The sequence below is a fragment of the Bradyrhizobium sp. MOS003 genome, assembly GCF_003020125.1.
Taxonomy (GTDB): Bacteria; Pseudomonadota; Alphaproteobacteria; order Rhizobiales; family Xanthobacteraceae; genus Bradyrhizobium.
Genome location: NZ_PYFW01000002.1, coordinates 624,388 through 640,496, shown reverse-complemented (window position 1 = coordinate 640,496; position 16,109 = coordinate 624,388). Strand labels below are relative to the sequence as shown.

At 65.9% G+C, this 16,109-nt stretch carries 12 protein-coding genes; 5 read left to right on the top strand and 7 right to left on the bottom strand.

All coding sequences use genetic code 11. The annotated features are described in order from the left end of the window. Window positions 1–27: 27 nt before the first annotated feature. The 3 genes from C7G42_RS13520 to C7G42_RS13510 all read right to left on the bottom strand — a co-directional run bounded on the left by C7G42_RS13520 (window position 28) and on the right by C7G42_RS13510 (window position 4,543). Window positions 28–843, bottom strand: a complete 816-nt coding sequence (locus C7G42_RS13520; protein ID WP_106949430.1) for an acyl-CoA thioesterase — start codon at window positions 841–843, stop codon at window positions 28–30. A 96-nt stretch (window positions 844–939) separates the two neighbouring features. Further along, window positions 940–3,456, bottom strand: coding sequence for a glycogen/starch/alpha-glucan phosphorylase (locus C7G42_RS13515; protein WP_199580882.1), 2,517 nt, complete (start codon window positions 3,454–3,456; stop codon window positions 940–942). A 223-nt stretch (window positions 3,457–3,679) separates the two neighbouring features. Next, window positions 3,680–4,543, bottom strand: coding sequence for a LysR family transcriptional regulator (locus tag C7G42_RS13510; RefSeq protein WP_199580881.1), 864 nt, complete (start codon window positions 4,541–4,543; stop codon window positions 3,680–3,682). 96 nt (window positions 4,544–4,639) lie between these two features. Between C7G42_RS13510 and C7G42_RS13505 the strand changes: the two genes are divergently transcribed. Further along, a complete protein-coding gene (locus C7G42_RS13505; protein WP_106949427.1) occupies window positions 4,640–5,548 on the top strand; it encodes a DMT family transporter in 909 nt (302 codons plus the stop codon). Between the two features lie 118 nt (window positions 5,549–5,666). On the opposite strand, the gene C7G42_RS13500 is transcribed toward C7G42_RS13505, so the two are convergent. The 3 genes from C7G42_RS13500 to C7G42_RS13490 all read right to left on the bottom strand — a co-directional run bounded on the left by C7G42_RS13500 (window position 5,667) and on the right by C7G42_RS13490 (window position 11,202). After that, on the bottom strand, window positions 5,667–6,434 hold the full coding sequence (locus tag C7G42_RS13500) for a TIGR02186 family protein (RefSeq protein WP_245427686.1): 768 nt from the start codon (window positions 6,432–6,434) through the stop codon (window positions 5,667–5,669). Next, window positions 6,434–7,351 (bottom strand): sulfite exporter TauE/SafE family protein, encoded by a 918-nt coding sequence (locus C7G42_RS13495; RefSeq protein WP_106949426.1) that lies wholly within the window; start codon window positions 7,349–7,351, stop codon window positions 6,434–6,436. The genes C7G42_RS13500 and C7G42_RS13495 overlap by 1 nt, the downstream gene beginning before the upstream one ends. 368 nt (window positions 7,352–7,719) lie before the next feature. Then, the gene (locus tag C7G42_RS13490) at window positions 7,720–11,202 is read right to left on the bottom strand and encodes a tetratricopeptide repeat protein (RefSeq protein ID WP_199580880.1); all 3,483 of its coding nucleotides are present in this window, start codon (window positions 11,200–11,202) and stop codon (window positions 7,720–7,722) included. 289 nt (window positions 11,203–11,491) lie between these two features. Here C7G42_RS13490 and C7G42_RS13485 point away from each other — a divergent pair, with 289 nt between their 5' ends. Next, complete coding sequence (locus C7G42_RS13485; protein WP_106949424.1) at window positions 11,492–11,668, top strand: DUF2934 domain-containing protein; 177 nt, start codon at window positions 11,492–11,494, stop codon at window positions 11,666–11,668. A 69-nt stretch (window positions 11,669–11,737) separates the two neighbouring features. Here the strand turns inward: C7G42_RS13485 and C7G42_RS13480 are convergent, their stop codons facing one another. Then, a complete protein-coding gene (locus C7G42_RS13480; RefSeq protein WP_106949423.1) occupies window positions 11,738–12,328 on the bottom strand; it encodes a PadR family transcriptional regulator in 591 nt (196 codons plus the stop codon). Between the two features lie 196 nt (window positions 12,329–12,524). On the opposite strand from C7G42_RS13480, the gene C7G42_RS13475 reads away from it, so the two are divergent. From C7G42_RS13475 to C7G42_RS13465, 3 genes are all read left to right on the top strand, one after another. Next, complete coding sequence (locus tag C7G42_RS13475) at window positions 12,525–12,908, top strand: nuclear transport factor 2 family protein (protein ID WP_106949422.1); 384 nt, start codon at window positions 12,525–12,527, stop codon at window positions 12,906–12,908. Between the two features lie 103 nt (window positions 12,909–13,011). Beyond that, the gene (locus C7G42_RS13470) at window positions 13,012–14,802 is read left to right on the top strand and encodes an acyl-CoA dehydrogenase C-terminal domain-containing protein (protein ID WP_106949421.1); all 1,791 of its coding nucleotides are present in this window, start codon (window positions 13,012–13,014) and stop codon (window positions 14,800–14,802) included. 55 nt (window positions 14,803–14,857) lie between these two features. Next, complete coding sequence (locus C7G42_RS13465) at window positions 14,858–16,066, top strand: acetyl-CoA C-acetyltransferase (protein WP_106949420.1); 1,209 nt, start codon at window positions 14,858–14,860, stop codon at window positions 16,064–16,066. Window positions 16,067–16,109: the final 43 nt, after the last annotated feature.

Sequence of the window (16,109 nt, the reverse complement as noted above, 5' to 3'; positions counted from 1 at the left end):
GAGAACGGGACGAGGGGTGGAGAGAGCTCACGCCTTGAAATACGCGATCTGTGTCGTCGTCGCGAGCAGCCGGCCGTTCGGCGACCACAGCTCGGCATTCTGGTCGGCGTAGCTCTTGTGCATGATCTTCGAATCGGCCGTCGCCAATACGCGTGTGACGTTCTCGGCCGCCAGCGCTTCGCTGTCGGTATGGAAATAGGTCGTCAGCGACACCGTGCCGAACGGCACCAGTTCGCGCCGCGCGTGGAAGATGCGGCCGAAGAAGGCGTCGGACATCGACATCAGCGACGGCATGTCGAGCTTGCGTGGTTCGCGATCGCTGATCCAGATTTTCGAATAGGTGCTGGCGAGCTCGGCCTGCGGCGGGCCGATCCGCATCTCGCCCTCGACGAAGCGGAATTCGTACTGGTTGGCCCATGAGGCCTTGATGTTCGGAAAAGGCAGCGTCTCCTCGAACGGCTTTGCATCCGGATATTGCGCCACCCTGTGCTCCCAGGACGGACGGCGCTCGGCGAACACGGCGGTGGCGAGCGTCGCGACCTCGCCGCCGCCCTGGCTGAGCTCGACGCTCCAGTGCTGGCTGGAGCGGTTGGCCTTCACCAGCCGCACGTCGAGATCGAACGGCCCTTTGGCGATCGGCGCGCAATAATTGACGGTGAGCGCGAGCGGATCGCCGGCGCGTTGCGGATGCTCGATCAGCGCGCGCAAGATGGTCGCGGCGGTGACGCCGCCGAACGGACCGACGAAGGCCCAGTAATCGTCGCTGGTATGCCCCTGCCAGCTGGAATCGCCGGCGGTGACGCGGGTGGCGTCGTCGAATGGGTGAGGAAGCTTGGCGTGCATTTGTCGATCCGGCGTTCAATGACGGACGTCATACCACGTCCGTCGCCGGCTTGCGCAACTACCTGCGGGGTAACGCTGCTTCCACGTCGCGGAAAATCAGCCGGCGGCGTCGCGCAGATTGGGCAGCAGCGGCGTGGTCGGATTCACCGGAACGTTCCAGATCTCCTCGGCATATTCGCGGATGGTGCGGTCCGAGGAGAACCACGCCATGCGCGCGACGTTGAGGATCGACGCGCGGGTCCAGGCCGGCGAGACCAGCCAGCGCGCATCGACTGCGCGCTGCGCCTCGTAATAGGAATCGAAATCGGCGCTGACCATGTAATGGTCGAGATAGCGCAGCGCATGCGCGATGGATTCGAAACGACCGGGGTCGCCGGGCGAAAACTCGCCGGTGCCGATCGCGTTGATGGCGCGCGAGAGCTTCGGCGAGTTGCGGATCACGTCGGAGGCGTCCAGCCCCTGCTTGCGCCGGATCATCACGTCGCCGGCTTCCATGCCGAAGATCGCGATGTTCTCCGCGCCGACATGGTCGCGGATCTCGATATTGGCACCGTCGAGAGTGCCGATGGTGAGGGCGCCGTTGAGCGACAGCTTCATGTTGCCGGTGCCGGACGCCTCCATGCCGGCGGTCGAGATCTGCTCGGACAGGTCGGCTGCGGGAATGATCACTTCGGCCAGGCTGACATTGTAGTCGGGCAGGAAGACGACCTTGAGCTTGCCGCCGATGGCGGGATCGTTGTTGACGACCTCGGCGACGTCGTTGATCAGCTTGATGATCAGCTTGGCATAGCGATAGCTGGCCGCCGCCTTGCCTGCGAAGATCTTCACTCGCGGCACCCAATTGCCGTTGGGATCGTCCTTGATCGCCTGGTACAGCGCGACGGTCTCGATGATATTGAGCAGCTGGCGCTTGTATTCGTGGATGCGCTTGATCTGCACGTCGAACAGCGCGGTCGGGTCGACCTTGATGCCGAGCCGCTCGCCGATCAGGCGGGCCAGCGCGGTCTTGTTGTGAAGCTTGACGCTGCGAAACCTCTTCTGGAATTCGACGTCGCTGGCGCGCGCCTCGATCAGCGAGAGCTGGGTCGGATCGTCGAGCACGGCCTCGCCGCAGGTCTCGCGCAACAAGTCCGTCAGCTTCGGGTTCGCCAGCATCAGCCAGCGGCGGAAGGTGATGCCGTTGGTCTTGTTGGTGATGCGGCCGGGATAGAGATGGTTGAGATCGTGGAACACGGTCTCGCGCATCAGGTCCGAATGCATCGCCGAGACGCCGTTGATGCGGTGCGAGCCGACGAAGGCGAGCTGGCCCATACGCACGCGACGGCCGCTCTTCTCGTCGATCAGCGAGACCGAGGCGCGGAAGTCGATGTCGCCGGGGGCGCGCGCCTCCGCAAGCGCGAGATGCTGCACGTTGATGCGGTAGATGATCTCCAGGTGCCGCGGCAGCAGCCGCTCGAACAGCTCGACCGGCCAGGTCTCGAGCGCCTCGGGCAGCAGCGTGTGGTTGGTGTAGGACAGCGTGGCGACCGTGACCTTCCAGGCCTCGTCCCAGCGGAAATTGTGCAGATCGACGAGGATGCGCATCAGCTCGGTGACGGCAAGGCTCGGATGGGTGTCGTTGAGCTGCACCGCGACCTTCGACGAAAGGCTGCGCAGCTGGCCGTCGGAGGCGAGGTGCCGCTTGATCAGATCCTGCAGCGAGGCCGAGACGAAGAAATATTCCTGGCGCAGCCGCAACTCGCGGCCCGCCGGGCTCTCGTCGTTCGGATAGAGGAATTTGCAGATCGCTTCCGCGCGCGACTGCTCGGCGGTGGCGCTGACATAGTCGCCCTTGTTGAAGGCATCCAGCTTCAACGGATCGGGCGAACGCGCCGACCACAGCCGGAGCGCGTTGACGTGCTGGCCGCGCCAGCCCACGATCGGCGTGTCATAGGCGATCGCCTGCACGGTCTCGCCCGGATGCCAGATCGCGCGGTCGCGGCCCTTGTCGTCGACATGCTCGACGTCGCCGCCGAAATTGATGTCGTAGATCACCTCGGGCCGCTGCAATTCCCAGGGATTGCCGAAGCTCAGCCATTCGTCGGGATATTCCTGCTGCCAGCCCTGGTTGATGATCTGGCGGAACAGGCCGTAATCATAGCGGATGCCGTAGCCGATCGCGGGGATCGACAGCGTCGCCATGCTCTCCATGAAACAGGCGGCGAGGCGCCCGAGGCCGCCATTGCCGAGGGCGGCGTCCGGTTCGCATTTGCGCAACTCCGGCAGCGAGACGCCGAGATCGCCGAGCGCGACCTCGAAGATCTTGAGCAGGCCCATGTTGTTGAGCCCGTCGCTGAAGAGACGGCCGATCAGGAATTCGAGCGAGAGATAATAGACGCGCTTGCGGCCCGCGTCGTAGCTGTGCTTCTCGGCCGTGAGCCACCGATGCACGACACGATCGCGCAGCGCCAGCGCCGCGGCCTGGTACCAGTCGTGCTTGGTCGCCATCCCCGCATCCTTGCCGATGGCAAGGCGCAGCTTCGCCAGGATCGTGCCCTTGATCTCGGCCAGCGCGAGTTCGTCGATCGGCTGGCCGGGGGCGGGAAAACTGGGCTGGAACGATTGATCTTGCAAAGCCGTCACTTCCTGGTCGAACTCACCACTAAACTTTACGCGTCTTGCCCCTGCACCGGAACTGTCACCGATGCGGCCTTGCACTGCGCTGTCGTAAATTTATGCAAGGAACGGGCCGATTTGGAAACCCGGGCGAGCACGGAGAAACCGGGATTCGGCGCTAGATTGCCGATCAATTCAGCCATCAGTGTGGAGGAAAAGCCTGTGAAACTGCTGAGCGGCTTCACGCTGCCTTGGCCTGCACCGCATCGCAAAATTCGGCGAGGCGATCCGCAAGCCGCAGCGTTGCCGGGCTCGCATCGGGCGAGGCCATCAGTGCGACCTCGGTCTTGTTGATCGGGGCAAAACCCTCCTTCGCCGTCAGCACGCGGTGGTCGGACTGGATCGACATCTCCGACAGGATGCTCAGTCCCATGCCGGCGGCGACCGCGGCCTGGATGCCTGACAGGCTCGACGAGGAATAGGCCATGTGCCAGGCACGGCCGACGCTTTCCAGCGCGTGGATGGCGCCGGCACGGTAGAGGCAGCCCGCCGGGAAGCCGATCAGCGGCACGGACGCGGCGTGGACATCGACCGGATGGCTCTTGCTGGTGACCCAGTGCACGCGCTCCGGCCAAACCGCGATCGCGCCCTTCTCGCCGGCCGCACGCTTGAACAGCGCAAGGTCGAGCTCGCCGCGTTCGAGATCGCGCGCCAGATGCTTGCTCTGGTCGGCGCGCACGTCGAGCCGCAGGCCTGGATGCGAGCGCGAGAACGCCCCCAGTAATTTGGTCAGACGGTACGCCGCGAAATCCTCGGGGATGCCGAGCCGGATCGCGCCTTCGCCGTCCGGCTGGCGCAGCACGTCGCGCGCCTCCTCGGCGAGCGAGAGCAGCCGCCGCGCATAAGACAGCAGCCGCTCGCCAGCCTCGGTCGGGCGCACGTTCTTGCCGTCGCGATGCAGCAGCACCTGGCCGACGTCGTCCTCCAGCCGCTTGATCTGCTGGCTGACGGTCGATTGCGTGCGGTGGACGCGCTCGCCGGCGCGGGTGAAGCCGCCGGCCTCGACCACCGAGACGAAACTGCGCAGCAGCTCGAGATCGAGCATGGCGGCCTCCATTCGAAAATCAACTGGCGATGAGTTAATCATTTAATTTCCAAATGACAAGCCGGGTCCCTAGATCGAGGCTCAGGAGAATGCCCCATGTCGCTCGCCCCCTCGATTTCGGCCCCCCGCACCCGCTTCAACACGTTGCCGCTCGCCATCGGCCTGTTCTGCCTGCTCTGGAGCTACGCCTTCGTCGCCGGCAAGATCGGCGTCACCCATTGCCCGCCGCTGATCCTGCTCGCGGCGCGCTTCTCGCTCGCCGGCATCTTGATCCTGGGCGCCACGCTGATCCGCGGCGATTGGTCGTTGTCGTGGCGCGATGCGGCGATCTTCGCGGTGCTCGGGATTGCCAACAACGCGCTCTATCTCGGCCTCGGCTACACCGGCCTGCAATCGGTCTCGGCCGGCCTCGGCGGCCTGATCGTCTCGGCCAACCCGGTCTTCACCGCGGCGCTCGCGGCGCTGCTGCTCGGCGAGGGCATGACCTGGCGCAAGGCCGGCGGCCTGCTTCTCGGCATCACCGGCGTGACGCTGATCGTCTGGCATCGGCTGTCGGTCGGCACGGATTCCCTGCACGGCATCGTCTTCACGCTGGCCTCGCTGGCCTCGCTCGTCGCCGGGACGATCCTGTTCAAGCTGCTGGCGCCGAAGGGATCGCTGTGGATCGGCAACGGCGTGCAGAACCTCGCTGCCGGCCTCGCGCTGACGCCGGTTGCGCTGACCTTCGCCGACGTGCACGCGATCGACTTCACGCCGGGGCTGATCGGCGCCTTTGCGTTCCTCGTGCTCGGCGGCTCGATCCTCGCCTATTGGCTCTGGTTCCATCTCCTGAAAGTGTGCGGCGCCACCGCCGCCAGCGCCTATCATTTCCTGATGCCGCCGCTCGGCATGCTGTTCGCGTATCTTGTCCTCGGTGAGCATGTCGAGGCGCGCGACCTGCTCGGCATCATCCCGGTCGCGCTCGGCATCTACCTGGTGACGCGGCCGGCGAAGGTGGCCGCCTAGAAGCTGTCATTCCGGGGCGAGGCGAAGCCTCGAGCCCGGAATCCATCGGGCACCAACTCCGCGGATGAATGGATTCTCAGGTGCGGTTCGCGCCGCGCGCGCCCCGGAATGACGACGGCTAATCCTTCCGAAACACGATCGACGCCATCCATCCCGTCATCAGCGCCATCGCGGCGGTCACGAGGCCGTAGATCAGCCCGTTCTGCCCCGCGGTGGTGGCGACGAACTGCTCGAAGCCGACCTTGACGATCTCGAACGCGGTCTCGGTCTTGCCGATGAACGCGCCGTTCGCAAACAGTCTGATCTCGACTTCGTAGGTGCCGATCGGCACCTCCGCCGGCAGCGGGATTCCGGTGCGGAACAGGGTCGGCGTCAGGAACGTAACCGCGCTCGGATCCTCGCGATAGAGCCCGCGCTGGGTGCGCAGGCGGATGAAGGCCGAGCGGAATGCGTCGTTCGGCACCACGTCGGCAAAGTCGCCGCTGACCCTCTGCGTGAGCAGCACGTTGTTCAACCCAACCTGCTGGCGCCGCGCGATCTCGGGCGAGGTGACCGCGTCGAAGGGGCGGTTGGCGAACAGTGCCAGATAGCTCGGCACCTGCAGGAACTGGCGATAATCGGTGTTGATCCAGATGCCGAAGGTGCGTTCCTTGCGCCGCGTCACCATGTCGGCGCGCGGGCCCATCACGGTGACGACCAGATCGTAGGCGGTGCGATCGGCGGGCGTCGTCGCGTCCTTCTCGACCGAGCCGAACAGCACCAGCTCCTCGCCCGAATAGTTCGGAGTCACGGTGACGCGGTGGTTGGAAACCGACACGATCAGCCGCTCGGCCCGCGCCACCGAGCCGAGCATGAGGATGAGAAGCGCTGCGACGAGCGTGCGCATCAGCTGCTGCCCCCTACCTCGCGGATGGTGAAGAGGTCCGCGGGCTGGATCACCAGCTCGACCGCGAAGCGGATTCCGACCGAGAGGATCAGAAGGCCGAGCAGCAGCCGTAGCTGCTCGCCGCGGATCTTCTGCCCGGCGCGGACGCCGAACTGCGCGCCGGTGACGCCGCCGACCATCAGGATCAGTGCCAGCACCGCGTCGACGAGATGATTGGTCACCGCATGCAGCATGGTCGCGAACAGCATCGTGACCAGCGTCAGCACCATCGAGGTCCCGATCACCGTCGAGGTCGGCACCCGCAAGAGATAGATCATGATCGGCACCAGGATGAAGCCGCCGCCGATGCCCATGATGGCGCCGATGAAGCCTATCATAATGCCGACGACCACCACGGGGATGACCGACAGATAGATCTTCGAGCGCTTGAACCGCATCTTCAGCGGCAGGCCGTGGATCCAGTTGTGCGTGCGGCGCGGCGGCAGCGCGCCGCGCCGGGTTCGCATCAGGGCGCGCAGCCCTTCCGAGAACATCAGGCTGCCGACCGTGGTAAGCAGCACGACGTAGGAGAGCGCGATCATCAGGTCGAGCTGACCGAGCGCGCGCAGCTGCGTGAAGGTCCACACCCCGAGCGCCGTGCCGGTGACGCCGCCGCAGAGCAACACGCCCGCCAGCGCCGGATCGATCGCACGCCGCCGCCAGTAGGACAGCGCGCCGGAAAACGAGGAAGCTGCGATATGGCTCGCGACCGAGGCGACCGCCACCGCCGGCGTGATGCCGATGAAGATCAGCAGCGGCGTCATCAGGAAGCCGCCGCCGATCCCGAACATGCCCGAGACGAAGCCGACCGCGGCGCCCATCGCCAGCACCAGGAAGACGTTGACGGGAAGATCGGCGATCGGAAGGTAGAGCTGCATCGAAGGACCACGCTCCGGCGAGACTGATCGATTGTCGCGCAACGCCCGCCGGAAGGTCGGAACGATTGCCGCGTCTCTCAATAGCGGAATTTGGAGCGGGGAGGGACCCGGAATTTCGGGCGTGGTGAATGGGTGAAGAGGAGAGTGCGATGAAGCTTGGCGTCATCGCAGGTGCGCTCGCTCCCCCGCTTGCGGGGGAGGGTCGGGCAGAGGGTATTTCCACAACGGGACAATCCCCCAGAGGATAGAACCCTCACCCGGCGCGCGGGAGGATGCTTCGCATCGCCCGGGACGCGCCGACCTCTCCCGCAAGCGGGAGAGGTGCACCGAGCTTGTGGCTCACTTGGTTCGATCTAAATGCCAGCGCCTCAATGCGCCGCGGAGGCCGAGCGCTTGGCCGCGACCGGCTTCGGCGCGGGCTTGGCGCTTGCCTGCGGCGCACTGTCCCAGCCGCCGTTCGGAGCCGTAACGTTGACCGCGTCGTCGGGCTGCGGCTCGGCGCTGAAGGTCTGGATCGCGAGCTTGGCGGCCGCGAGCGATTGCGGGTCGAGGCGCTTGGCGACGTCGTCGCGCTTGCCGGATGCGTCGGTGTCGCCCTGAGCGGCGGCGAGGCTGAACCATTTGTAGGATTCGGCGAGGTTCTGTTCGACGCCGATGCCGCGGGCATAGAGGATGCCGAGGTTGAACTGGCTGTCGGCGACGCCGCGATCGGCGGCTTTGCGGAACCACATTGCCGCGCTCTTGTAGTTGGCGCCGCGTCCGCCGCCGTCGGCGTCGAGCACCGCGAGATTGTGCATCGCCTTGGCGTTGCCGCGCTCGGCGGCCTGGGTGTAGTAGCGGCGGGCGATGTCGGCGTCCTTCTTCACGCCGAGGCCCTTCTCGTAGAGCGTGCCGAGGCGGAAGGTCGCGGGGATCACGCCGGCCTGCGCCGCGCGGTCGTACCATTTGGCCGCTTCGTCGTAATTCGTGGCAACACCCTTGCCTTCGGCAAAGCGCAGGCCGATCTCGTAGGCCGCGGTCGCATCGCCCTTCATCGCGGCGGTGCGCAGCAGCGGGCCGCCGATCCCGTCAGGCAGTTTTTCGCTCGGCGGCACCTGGATCATGCCGAGCTTGGCGCGGCTCGTGCCCGACAGCGCGCCGGTGACGTCGCTGCTCGCGGCAGGCGGCGGCACGGCTGCGGCGGGCGCCGGGGGAATTTCAACCGAGGCCGAGTTGGCCGGGCCGGGCGCAGCAGCTGCCGGCGCGGCGTTGTTCTGGGATTGCCGTCCGATCGGCGTCGGCGAGGTCATCGACGGCGTGACCTGCTCGGGCGTGGCCGGCTTGTTCTCGATCACCGGCGGCGGCGGGGCCTGCGGCGCCGGCTGGCTCAACGTATTGTCCATGGCCTGCGGCGCCGGCGACGGGCCGCCCTCGAGCAGGTTCATCGCCATCTTGAAGGTGCCGAGCACGATGACGACCACGCTCGCGCCGACCAGCAGCGAGCGGATCTTCGAGGTGATGGTCGAGCTGCCGTCCTTGTCCTTGGCGCGATCGGCCCCGGCCTTCGCACCACCCTTGGTACCCTTGGCACCGCGCGCCGGCGCTTCCGGCTGAGCGGCGGCGGCTTGAGCGGCGCGGCGGGCGGCCGCGATGAAGCTCGACGACGACACCGGCTCTTTCGCAGCGGCGGGAATGTCGCTGATCGCGCTTTCGGAGGCGGCGATGCGTTCCGAGGGCGTGGCAACCCGCCCACCGGGCCGTGTGCCCGGCTCGAGCGGATGATCCGGCGGCAATTCCGGCGCGAGCGCGGCGCGCGTGGGCACCGTGTGCGGTTCCAGGATCTCGCTGATCGCGCGCGGCGGCACCGGTGGTGCCGATGGCACCGGCGGCGGCGCGACAGGGGCAGGGGCATGGAATTCACGCGGCGCGGCGGAAAAGGCGGCTTGGGCGAAGGCGCTTTGGCCGTGTTGCTGCGCGGCGGGGTTCGGCAGCTCGGGCTTGGGATCGTATTTCGGCTGCTGGGCTTGCGGCCGCGGCTCACGCGCCATCGGCGGAGCGGGCTCCATGGGCGCGGCCATCGGCATCGGCGCAGGGGCCGGCGGCGCGGTGCGCACCGCGCGCAGATCGCCCTCGATCATCGAGAGGCGGTCGACGACATGGCCGAGCGCGCTGTGGACGGCGTCGAGCGAGTCCTGGGTGCTGCGGTTGGTCTCGGTCTGGCTGAAGCGGATGTCGGACAGCTCGCGCCTGACCAGATCGACCACTCCGGAATCGGCCGGGGCCGCGGAGCTGCGGCTCTCGGCCAGCGCGGAATAGGTCGCCTGCTGCCGCTCGAGGTGCCTGAGGATGTCGTGCAGGCCGTCCTCGACGCGGCTCAAATTGCCGTTGCGCGGATCGGCGGCGGCTTCGATCCGCTCCAGCAGATACGAGACGCGCTGTTCGAGATGGGCAAAGGTCGAGGCCGAATCGTTGCCGACCTGCATGCGGTCGAAACGGTCCGACAGCGCGCGGATCGCGGATTCCAGGTGCTCGGTGCTCTCGGTGGCTTGCGGCCGCTCGCGCGTTTCCAGCGCCGCGGTGAGCGCCGCGATGCGCTGCTCCAGCACCGCAAAGCTGTCGCCCTGGCCGGAGGCGCGGGTGACCTGGTCGACCTTGGACGATAGCAGCTGTACGTCTTCGGACAGGCGTGCCAGCGCTTCATTGGAGGCGACGTTGGAGACGATGCCGCGCAGCGCTGCGATCGCGCTTTCGAGCTGATGCACCGTCGAGGGATCGTCATTGGCGCGCAGGATCAGGTCGAGCTTGGCGCCGAGATTGCGGATCGCCTCGTCATAGCCGGTGAGCTGCTCCGCCGGCGTCAGCGTGCGCAGCACCTGCTTGATGTCGGACAGCGCGTGCTCGATGCCTGACAGCACCTGGCCGTCGGTGCCGTTGGAACGCGTCTCGTCGATCCGCCGGTGCAGCGAACGGATCTCGTTCTCGATCGACTCGATCGCGCGCCGCGGCATCGCCTCGGTGATGGCGTTGCGGATCTCGGCAAGCTCGCTGCGGAACGCATTGATCGCCTGCTCGGTATTGTCGGGGCGCTGCAGCGACTCGATCTGGCTCGTGATCTTGAGCAGATGGCGCTCGAGCGCGGAAAAATCCGGCCCCGGCTGCGGTGGCGGCGGAGCATAGGCAGGCGCGGGTGGCGCCATCGGAGGTGCGACTGGAGCGGCCCAGGGAGCGGCATTGGGCGCGATCGAGGGCGCGGCACGCGGCGGCATTTGCCGCGGCGTGAAGCCGTCGAGCTCGCTCTGTCGCGCGGTGATCTCGGCGACGGCGACGTCGAACGAAGCGGGGCTCAGGGGCGGGGCGTTGCGATAGACCTGCGCTGCCGCACGCTCGACCGCATCGGCTTGGCGCTGGCGCGCGTCGGCCGGCGCCGGGCGCGGAGCCGGGGGCAGCTGCGGTTGAGGCTGCTGCGGCCTTGAGATTTGCGACAGCCGTGCATCGAGCCGCGAAATCGCATCGTTGAGCTGGCGCGCAACGCCTTGCTCGCGCGCGCCGTCAGGCCGCGTAGGGTCCTGCCGCGACGAATCCTGTCGTGGAGTATCCCTGCGCTGCACGGGCTTGGAAATCCGTTCGATCTGCTGGGTGATCGCGTCGAGCCGCTGGTGGATGTCGGCGACTTCGCGGCTCTCCTGGCTCGGAGCGGGCGGAGCCTGCGGGCGCTGGTCGTAAGGTTCGCGAAAGTTGGGGGGAGCGGTCTCGCCGAGGGTGGAGTTCAGCCAATCGTTGAGTGACATGCCGGCACGACGCGCAGCAGCTTCGGCCCGCTCCCTGACGGATGGATCGATGCCGTCAACACTCCACGATACGCGCGAATTCATGACTCTGTCCGGTTCCGACTCCGACGCCCCACCCGGCGCCTCCAGTCTCCCCACGCGTGCCGGTTGCAAGACAATCGGATATGGCGCGGGTCGTCTGCCTCGAAAACCGACTTTTGTCCGTTACGGTAAATAACGGGTTAAGGAACGCGTCGCGGGTGTCTTAAAGTTGGGCGGCCTGCTCCCGCTCGGACCGTCGGATGCGGTCGCAAATCTCGCCCTCCCCACGCTCCAGGAAGGAACTCTATGCGTGCTGGCCGCTTGGAGCTGCAGCAACGAAGGATGGCTGAGAATGGCTGGTCTGACCGAAGAAGATGTTCGCAAACGCGCCTATGAAATCTGGAAGGGTGCCGGCGAACCCAACGAGAAAATGGATGCCTTCTGGTATGAGGCTGAAAAAGAGCTGTTGGCCGAGCGGTCCGAGCAGGGCGACGTGCCGCCCGGGATGAGCGACAATTTGCCCGTTTAACGGACCGTCGATGTTCCCGCCCCGCGACGACTTCTCGCGGTTCTCGATACTTTCATCCAGACGTCCGCCTCAGCCCTTCCCCTCGCGCTTGCCGTCTTCCAGCGGCACCACCGTGGCCTTGCCGCTCATCGCCGACAGCGCATCGAGCGCCTCCTCGCAGAAGTCGGCGACAATTTGCTCATGGCGCGCCCCCAGGCGGAGCAGGAGCAGGTTACCGAGATCAAGCCGGCCCTCCGCCATTCCCTCCGGAAAGCGCTTCTTCAAAATGCGCTCGTAATTGGCGTGGCGGTCGCGGTGGTGCTCCAAGCGGGCCATCAGATCGGTGCGCATGGGCTCGATGTCGATGCTGTCGAGCGCATGCAGGCGGATCAGGAGGTCGTCCTTGATCGAAGGCGGCGTGCTCGGCCGCGCGGCCCAGTGCCGCAGCGCTGTTCGGCCCTCGGGAGTGAGCGTATAGATGAGTTTATTGGGCTTGCCTGTTTGCACGACCTCGCGGCCCTGGATGTGGCCGCGGTCGCGCAGCTTGGAGAGCTCCCGGTAGATCTGCTGGTGGTCGGCCTTCCAGAAGAAGCCGATAGAGGAGTCGAACGTCTTGGCGAGCTCGTAGCCCGTCATCGGACGTTCCGTCAGGCATGCGAGGATTGCGTCGCCCAGTGCCATGACCGGCCTCCTTCTTCGACCTCGACCAACTCGCTTGACTTTATGCGCATTGGCGCATATGCGTCAATGTGCATATGGACTCTGCAGGACGGCCTCGAAATCCGGCCTGTAAAAGCTCAACGAAATCAATCAGATCTCTACTGTGCATGGGGTTGTTTTCGCATTTTTTACATGGCCTTGAGGGAGGCACCCGAGAATGACCGGTCTCGACTCCTGGTACGCCTACATGAAGTCTCATGATCGCGCCGCGCTCTGGGGCCTCCTGCATCCCGACGCCGTCTTCGAAAGTCCCGTCGTGCATTCGCCGCAGCGCGGGCGCGACATCACCTTCAAATACCTCTCCAGTGCCGAGAAGGTGCTCGGTGGTCCCGGCTTCACCTATGTCGGTGAGTGGACCAGCGAGCGCGGCGCCGTGCTCGAATTCAAGACCATGATCGACGGTATCGAGATCAATGGTGTCGACATCATCAGCTTCGATGCCGAGGGACACATCACGCATTTCAAGGTGATGGTGCGTCCGCTCAAGGCGATCAACATGCTGCACCGCCTGATGGCGGAGCAGTTGGCCGCCCAGTCATGACCCTGCCCCGAGGTTGCAGAACCCGCTAAGCTCGCGGATGAAGCTGCGCCGCAGGGATCGTTCAGAGAATTCCACCACTTCAAGCCCATGCCGGGAGACCGCAATGCCGATCTACAAAGCCCCCGTCGAAGACGTGAACTTCCTGCTCAACGACGTCTTCCAGATCGACCGCTACGACAATCTGGCCGGCTTCTCCGATGCGTCGAGCGACGTGCGTGAAGCCATTCTCGGTGAAGCCGCCAAACTCGCCGAAGAGGTGCTGCAGCCGCTCAATCGCGTGGGCGATCTCGAAGGCTGCAAGCGCGCCGATGACGGCAGCGTCACCACCCCGAAGGGTTTCAAGGAAGCGTTCAAGCAGGTCGCGGAGGGCGGCTGGCTCGGTCTGTCGGCGCCGACCGAGTTCGGCGGCCAGGGCCTGCCGGTGACGCTCTCGCAGGCGGTAAACGAATTCCAGATCTCCGCCAACATGGCGTTCTCGATGTATGGCGGTCTCACCATGGGCGCGACCGCGGCGCTGATCGTTCATGGCTCGCCCGAGCAGAAGCAGATTTACGTGCCGAAGATGGTCGCCGGCGAATGGACCGGCACCATGAACCTGACCGAGCCGCATTGCGGCACCGATCTCGGCATGCTCCGCACCAAGGCGGTGCGGCAGGCCGACGGCAGCTTCAAGATCACGGGCACCAAGATCTTCATCTCCGCCGGCGAGCATGACCTCGCCCCCAACATCATCCACCTCGTGCTCGCCCGCATCGAGGGCGCACCGGCCGGCATCAAGGGCGTGTCGCTGTTCGTGGTGCCCAAGTTCCTCGTGAATCCGGATGGCTCGGTCGGTGCCCGCAACGGCGTCGTCTGCGGCTCGATCGAGCACAAGATGGGCATCCACGGCAATTCGACCTGCGTGATGAACTACGACAGCGCCACCGGCTGGCTGATCGGCGAAGAGAACAAGGGCATGCAGGGCATGTTCGTGATGATGAACGAGGCGAGGCTCGGCGTTGCCGTGCAGGGTCTCGCGCAGTCCGAGGTCGCCTATCAGAACGCGGTCGCCTATGCCCGCGAGCGCATCCAGGGCCGCTCGCTCACCGGCGTGAAGGCGCCGGACAAGCAGGCCGACCCGATCATCGTGCATCCCGACGTGCGCCGCACGCTGCTCTCGATCCGCGCTTTCAACGAAGCCGCGCGCGCCTTCGTGATGTGGACCGCGCTGAAGAGCGACGTCGCCCACCGCTCCGAAGACCCGAAGGACCGCCAGGCCGCCGACGATCACATGGGCCTCATGACCCCGGTGCTGAAGGGCTTCCTCACCGACTACGGCTTCGCCAACGCGGTGCAGGCGCAGCAGATGTATGGTGGCCACGGCTACATCGCCGAGCATGGCATGGAGCAGTTCGTGCGCGATGCGCGCATCGCCATGATCTATGAAGGCGCCAACGGCATCCAGGCGCTCGACCTCGTCGGCCGCAAGCTGCCGCGCGACGGCGGCCGCGCCATCATGGCCTTCTTCGGCGAAGTCATGGCCTTCGCCAAGGAGAACGGCGGCGACGAGGCACTGAAGCCGTTCATCACCCCGCTCTCGACCTCGCTCGGCCATCTCCAGCAGGCCACGACCTGGCTGATGCAGAACGCGATGGCGAAGCCCGACAATGCCGGCGCCGCCGCAACCGATTACCTGCATCTCTTCGGCTTCGTCGCGCTCGGCTACATGTGGGCCAAGATGGCCAAGGTGACGAATGCCAAGATTGCCGAGAGCGGGGCGACGCCCTATCTCTCCACCAAGCTCGTCACCGGCCGTTTCTTCATGGAGCGGATGCTGCCGGAGACCGCCGCCAATCTTGCGCGCATCCAGGCCGGCTGCGCCACCATCATGGAATTGCCGGCGGAAGCGTTCTGAGCCTGCTCCCGCTGCCTGCTCCCAATCGTATCGAACATCATATCAGGAGGGCGTCATGCCTGAGGCATTCATCTACGACCACGTTCGCACCCCCCGTGGCCGCGGCAAGGCGGACGGTTCGCTGCACGAAGTCACCGCGCTCGCACTCGCGACGGTGCCGCTGAAGGCGCTGAAGGACCGCAACAATCTGCCCGAGGATTCCGTCGACGACGTCATCCTGGGCGTGGTCGATCCGGTCGGTGAAGCCGGCTCCGACATCGCGCGCTTCGCGGCGCTGAAGGCCGGTCTCGGCGAAGCCGTGCCCGGCGTGCAGATCAGCCGCTTCTGCGCCTCCGGTCTCGATGCCGTGAACTTTGCCGCAGCCCAGGTGATGAGCGGCCAGCATGAACTGGTGATCGGCGGCGGCGCCGAATCCATGAGCCGCGTCGGCATCGGCGCCTCCGGCGGTGCCTGGCCGATGGATCCGTCGATGGCGGTGCCGGCCTATTTCATGCCGCAGGGCGTGTCGGCGGATCTGATCGCGACCAAATACGGCTTTTCGCGCGACGACGTCGACGCCTATGCGGTGCAGAGCCAGCAGCGCGCGGCGAAGTCCTGGGAGGAAGGCCGCTTCGACAAGTCGATCGTCCCGGTGAAGGACATCAACGGCCTCACCATCCTCGCCAAGGACGAGCACATGCGTCCGTCGACGACGATGCAGTCGCTGGCGCAGCTGCAGCCGTCGTTCACGATGATGGCGCAGATGGGCGGCTTCGACGGCGTTGCGATCCAGTCCCATCCGGAGATCGAGCGCGTCAACTACGTGCACCATGCCGGTAATTCCTCGGGCATCGTCGACGGCGCCGGCGCCGTGCTGCTCGGCAGCAAGGAGGCGGGTGCGAAGTATGGCCTGAAGCCGCGTGCAAAGATCCGCGCGTTCGCCAACATCGGCTCCGAGCCAGCGATGATGCTGACCGGTCCGGTCGACGTCACCGAAAAGCTGTTCGCGCGCTCCGGCATGAAGAAGTCGGACATCGACCTCTTCGAGCTCAACGAGGCCTTCGCCTCGGTCGTGCTGCGCTACATCCAGGCCTTCGACATCGACAACGCCAAGATCAACGTCAACGGCGGCGCAATCGCGCTCGGCCATCCGTTAGGGGCGACCGGCGCGATGATCCTCGGCACCGTGCTCGACGAGCTGGAGCGCACCAACAAGTCCACCGCTCTCGTCACGCTGTGCATCGGCGGCGGCATGGGCACCGCGACCATCATCGAGCGCGTGTAACGAACTGCCGTAGGGTGGGCAAAGCGAAACGTGCCCACCATTG

Excerpts from the sequence above, each read along its gene's own strand:
- C7G42_RS13520 (WP_106949430.1), bottom strand. The coding sequence starts at position 843 with ATGCACGCCAAGCTTCCTCACCCATTCGACGACGCCACCCGCGTCACC.
- C7G42_RS13510 (WP_199580881.1), bottom strand. The coding sequence starts at position 4,543 with ATGCTCGATCTCGAGCTGCTGCGCAGTTTCGTCTCGGTGGTCGAGGCC.
- C7G42_RS13505 (WP_106949427.1), top strand. The coding sequence starts at position 4,640 with ATGTCGCTCGCCCCCTCGATTTCGGCCCCCCGCACCCGCTTCAACACG.
- C7G42_RS13500 (WP_245427686.1), bottom strand. The coding sequence starts at position 6,434 with ATGCGCACGCTCGTCGCAGCGCTTCTCATCCTCATGCTCGGCTCGGTG.
- C7G42_RS13495 (WP_106949426.1), bottom strand. The coding sequence starts at position 7,351 with ATGCAGCTCTACCTTCCGATCGCCGATCTTCCCGTCAACGTCTTCCTG.
- C7G42_RS13490 (WP_199580880.1), bottom strand. The coding sequence starts at position 11,202 with ATGAATTCGCGCGTATCGTGGAGTGTTGACGGCATCGATCCATCCGTC.
- C7G42_RS13485 (WP_106949424.1), top strand. The coding sequence starts at position 11,492 with ATGGCTGGTCTGACCGAAGAAGATGTTCGCAAACGCGCCTATGAAATC.
- C7G42_RS13480 (WP_106949423.1), bottom strand. The coding sequence starts at position 12,328 with ATGGCACTGGGCGACGCAATCCTCGCATGCCTGACGGAACGTCCGATG.
- C7G42_RS13475 (WP_106949422.1), top strand. The coding sequence starts at position 12,525 with ATGACCGGTCTCGACTCCTGGTACGCCTACATGAAGTCTCATGATCGC.
- C7G42_RS13470 (WP_106949421.1), top strand. The coding sequence starts at position 13,012 with ATGCCGATCTACAAAGCCCCCGTCGAAGACGTGAACTTCCTGCTCAAC.
- C7G42_RS13465 (WP_106949420.1), top strand. The coding sequence starts at position 14,858 with ATGCCTGAGGCATTCATCTACGACCACGTTCGCACCCCCCGTGGCCGC.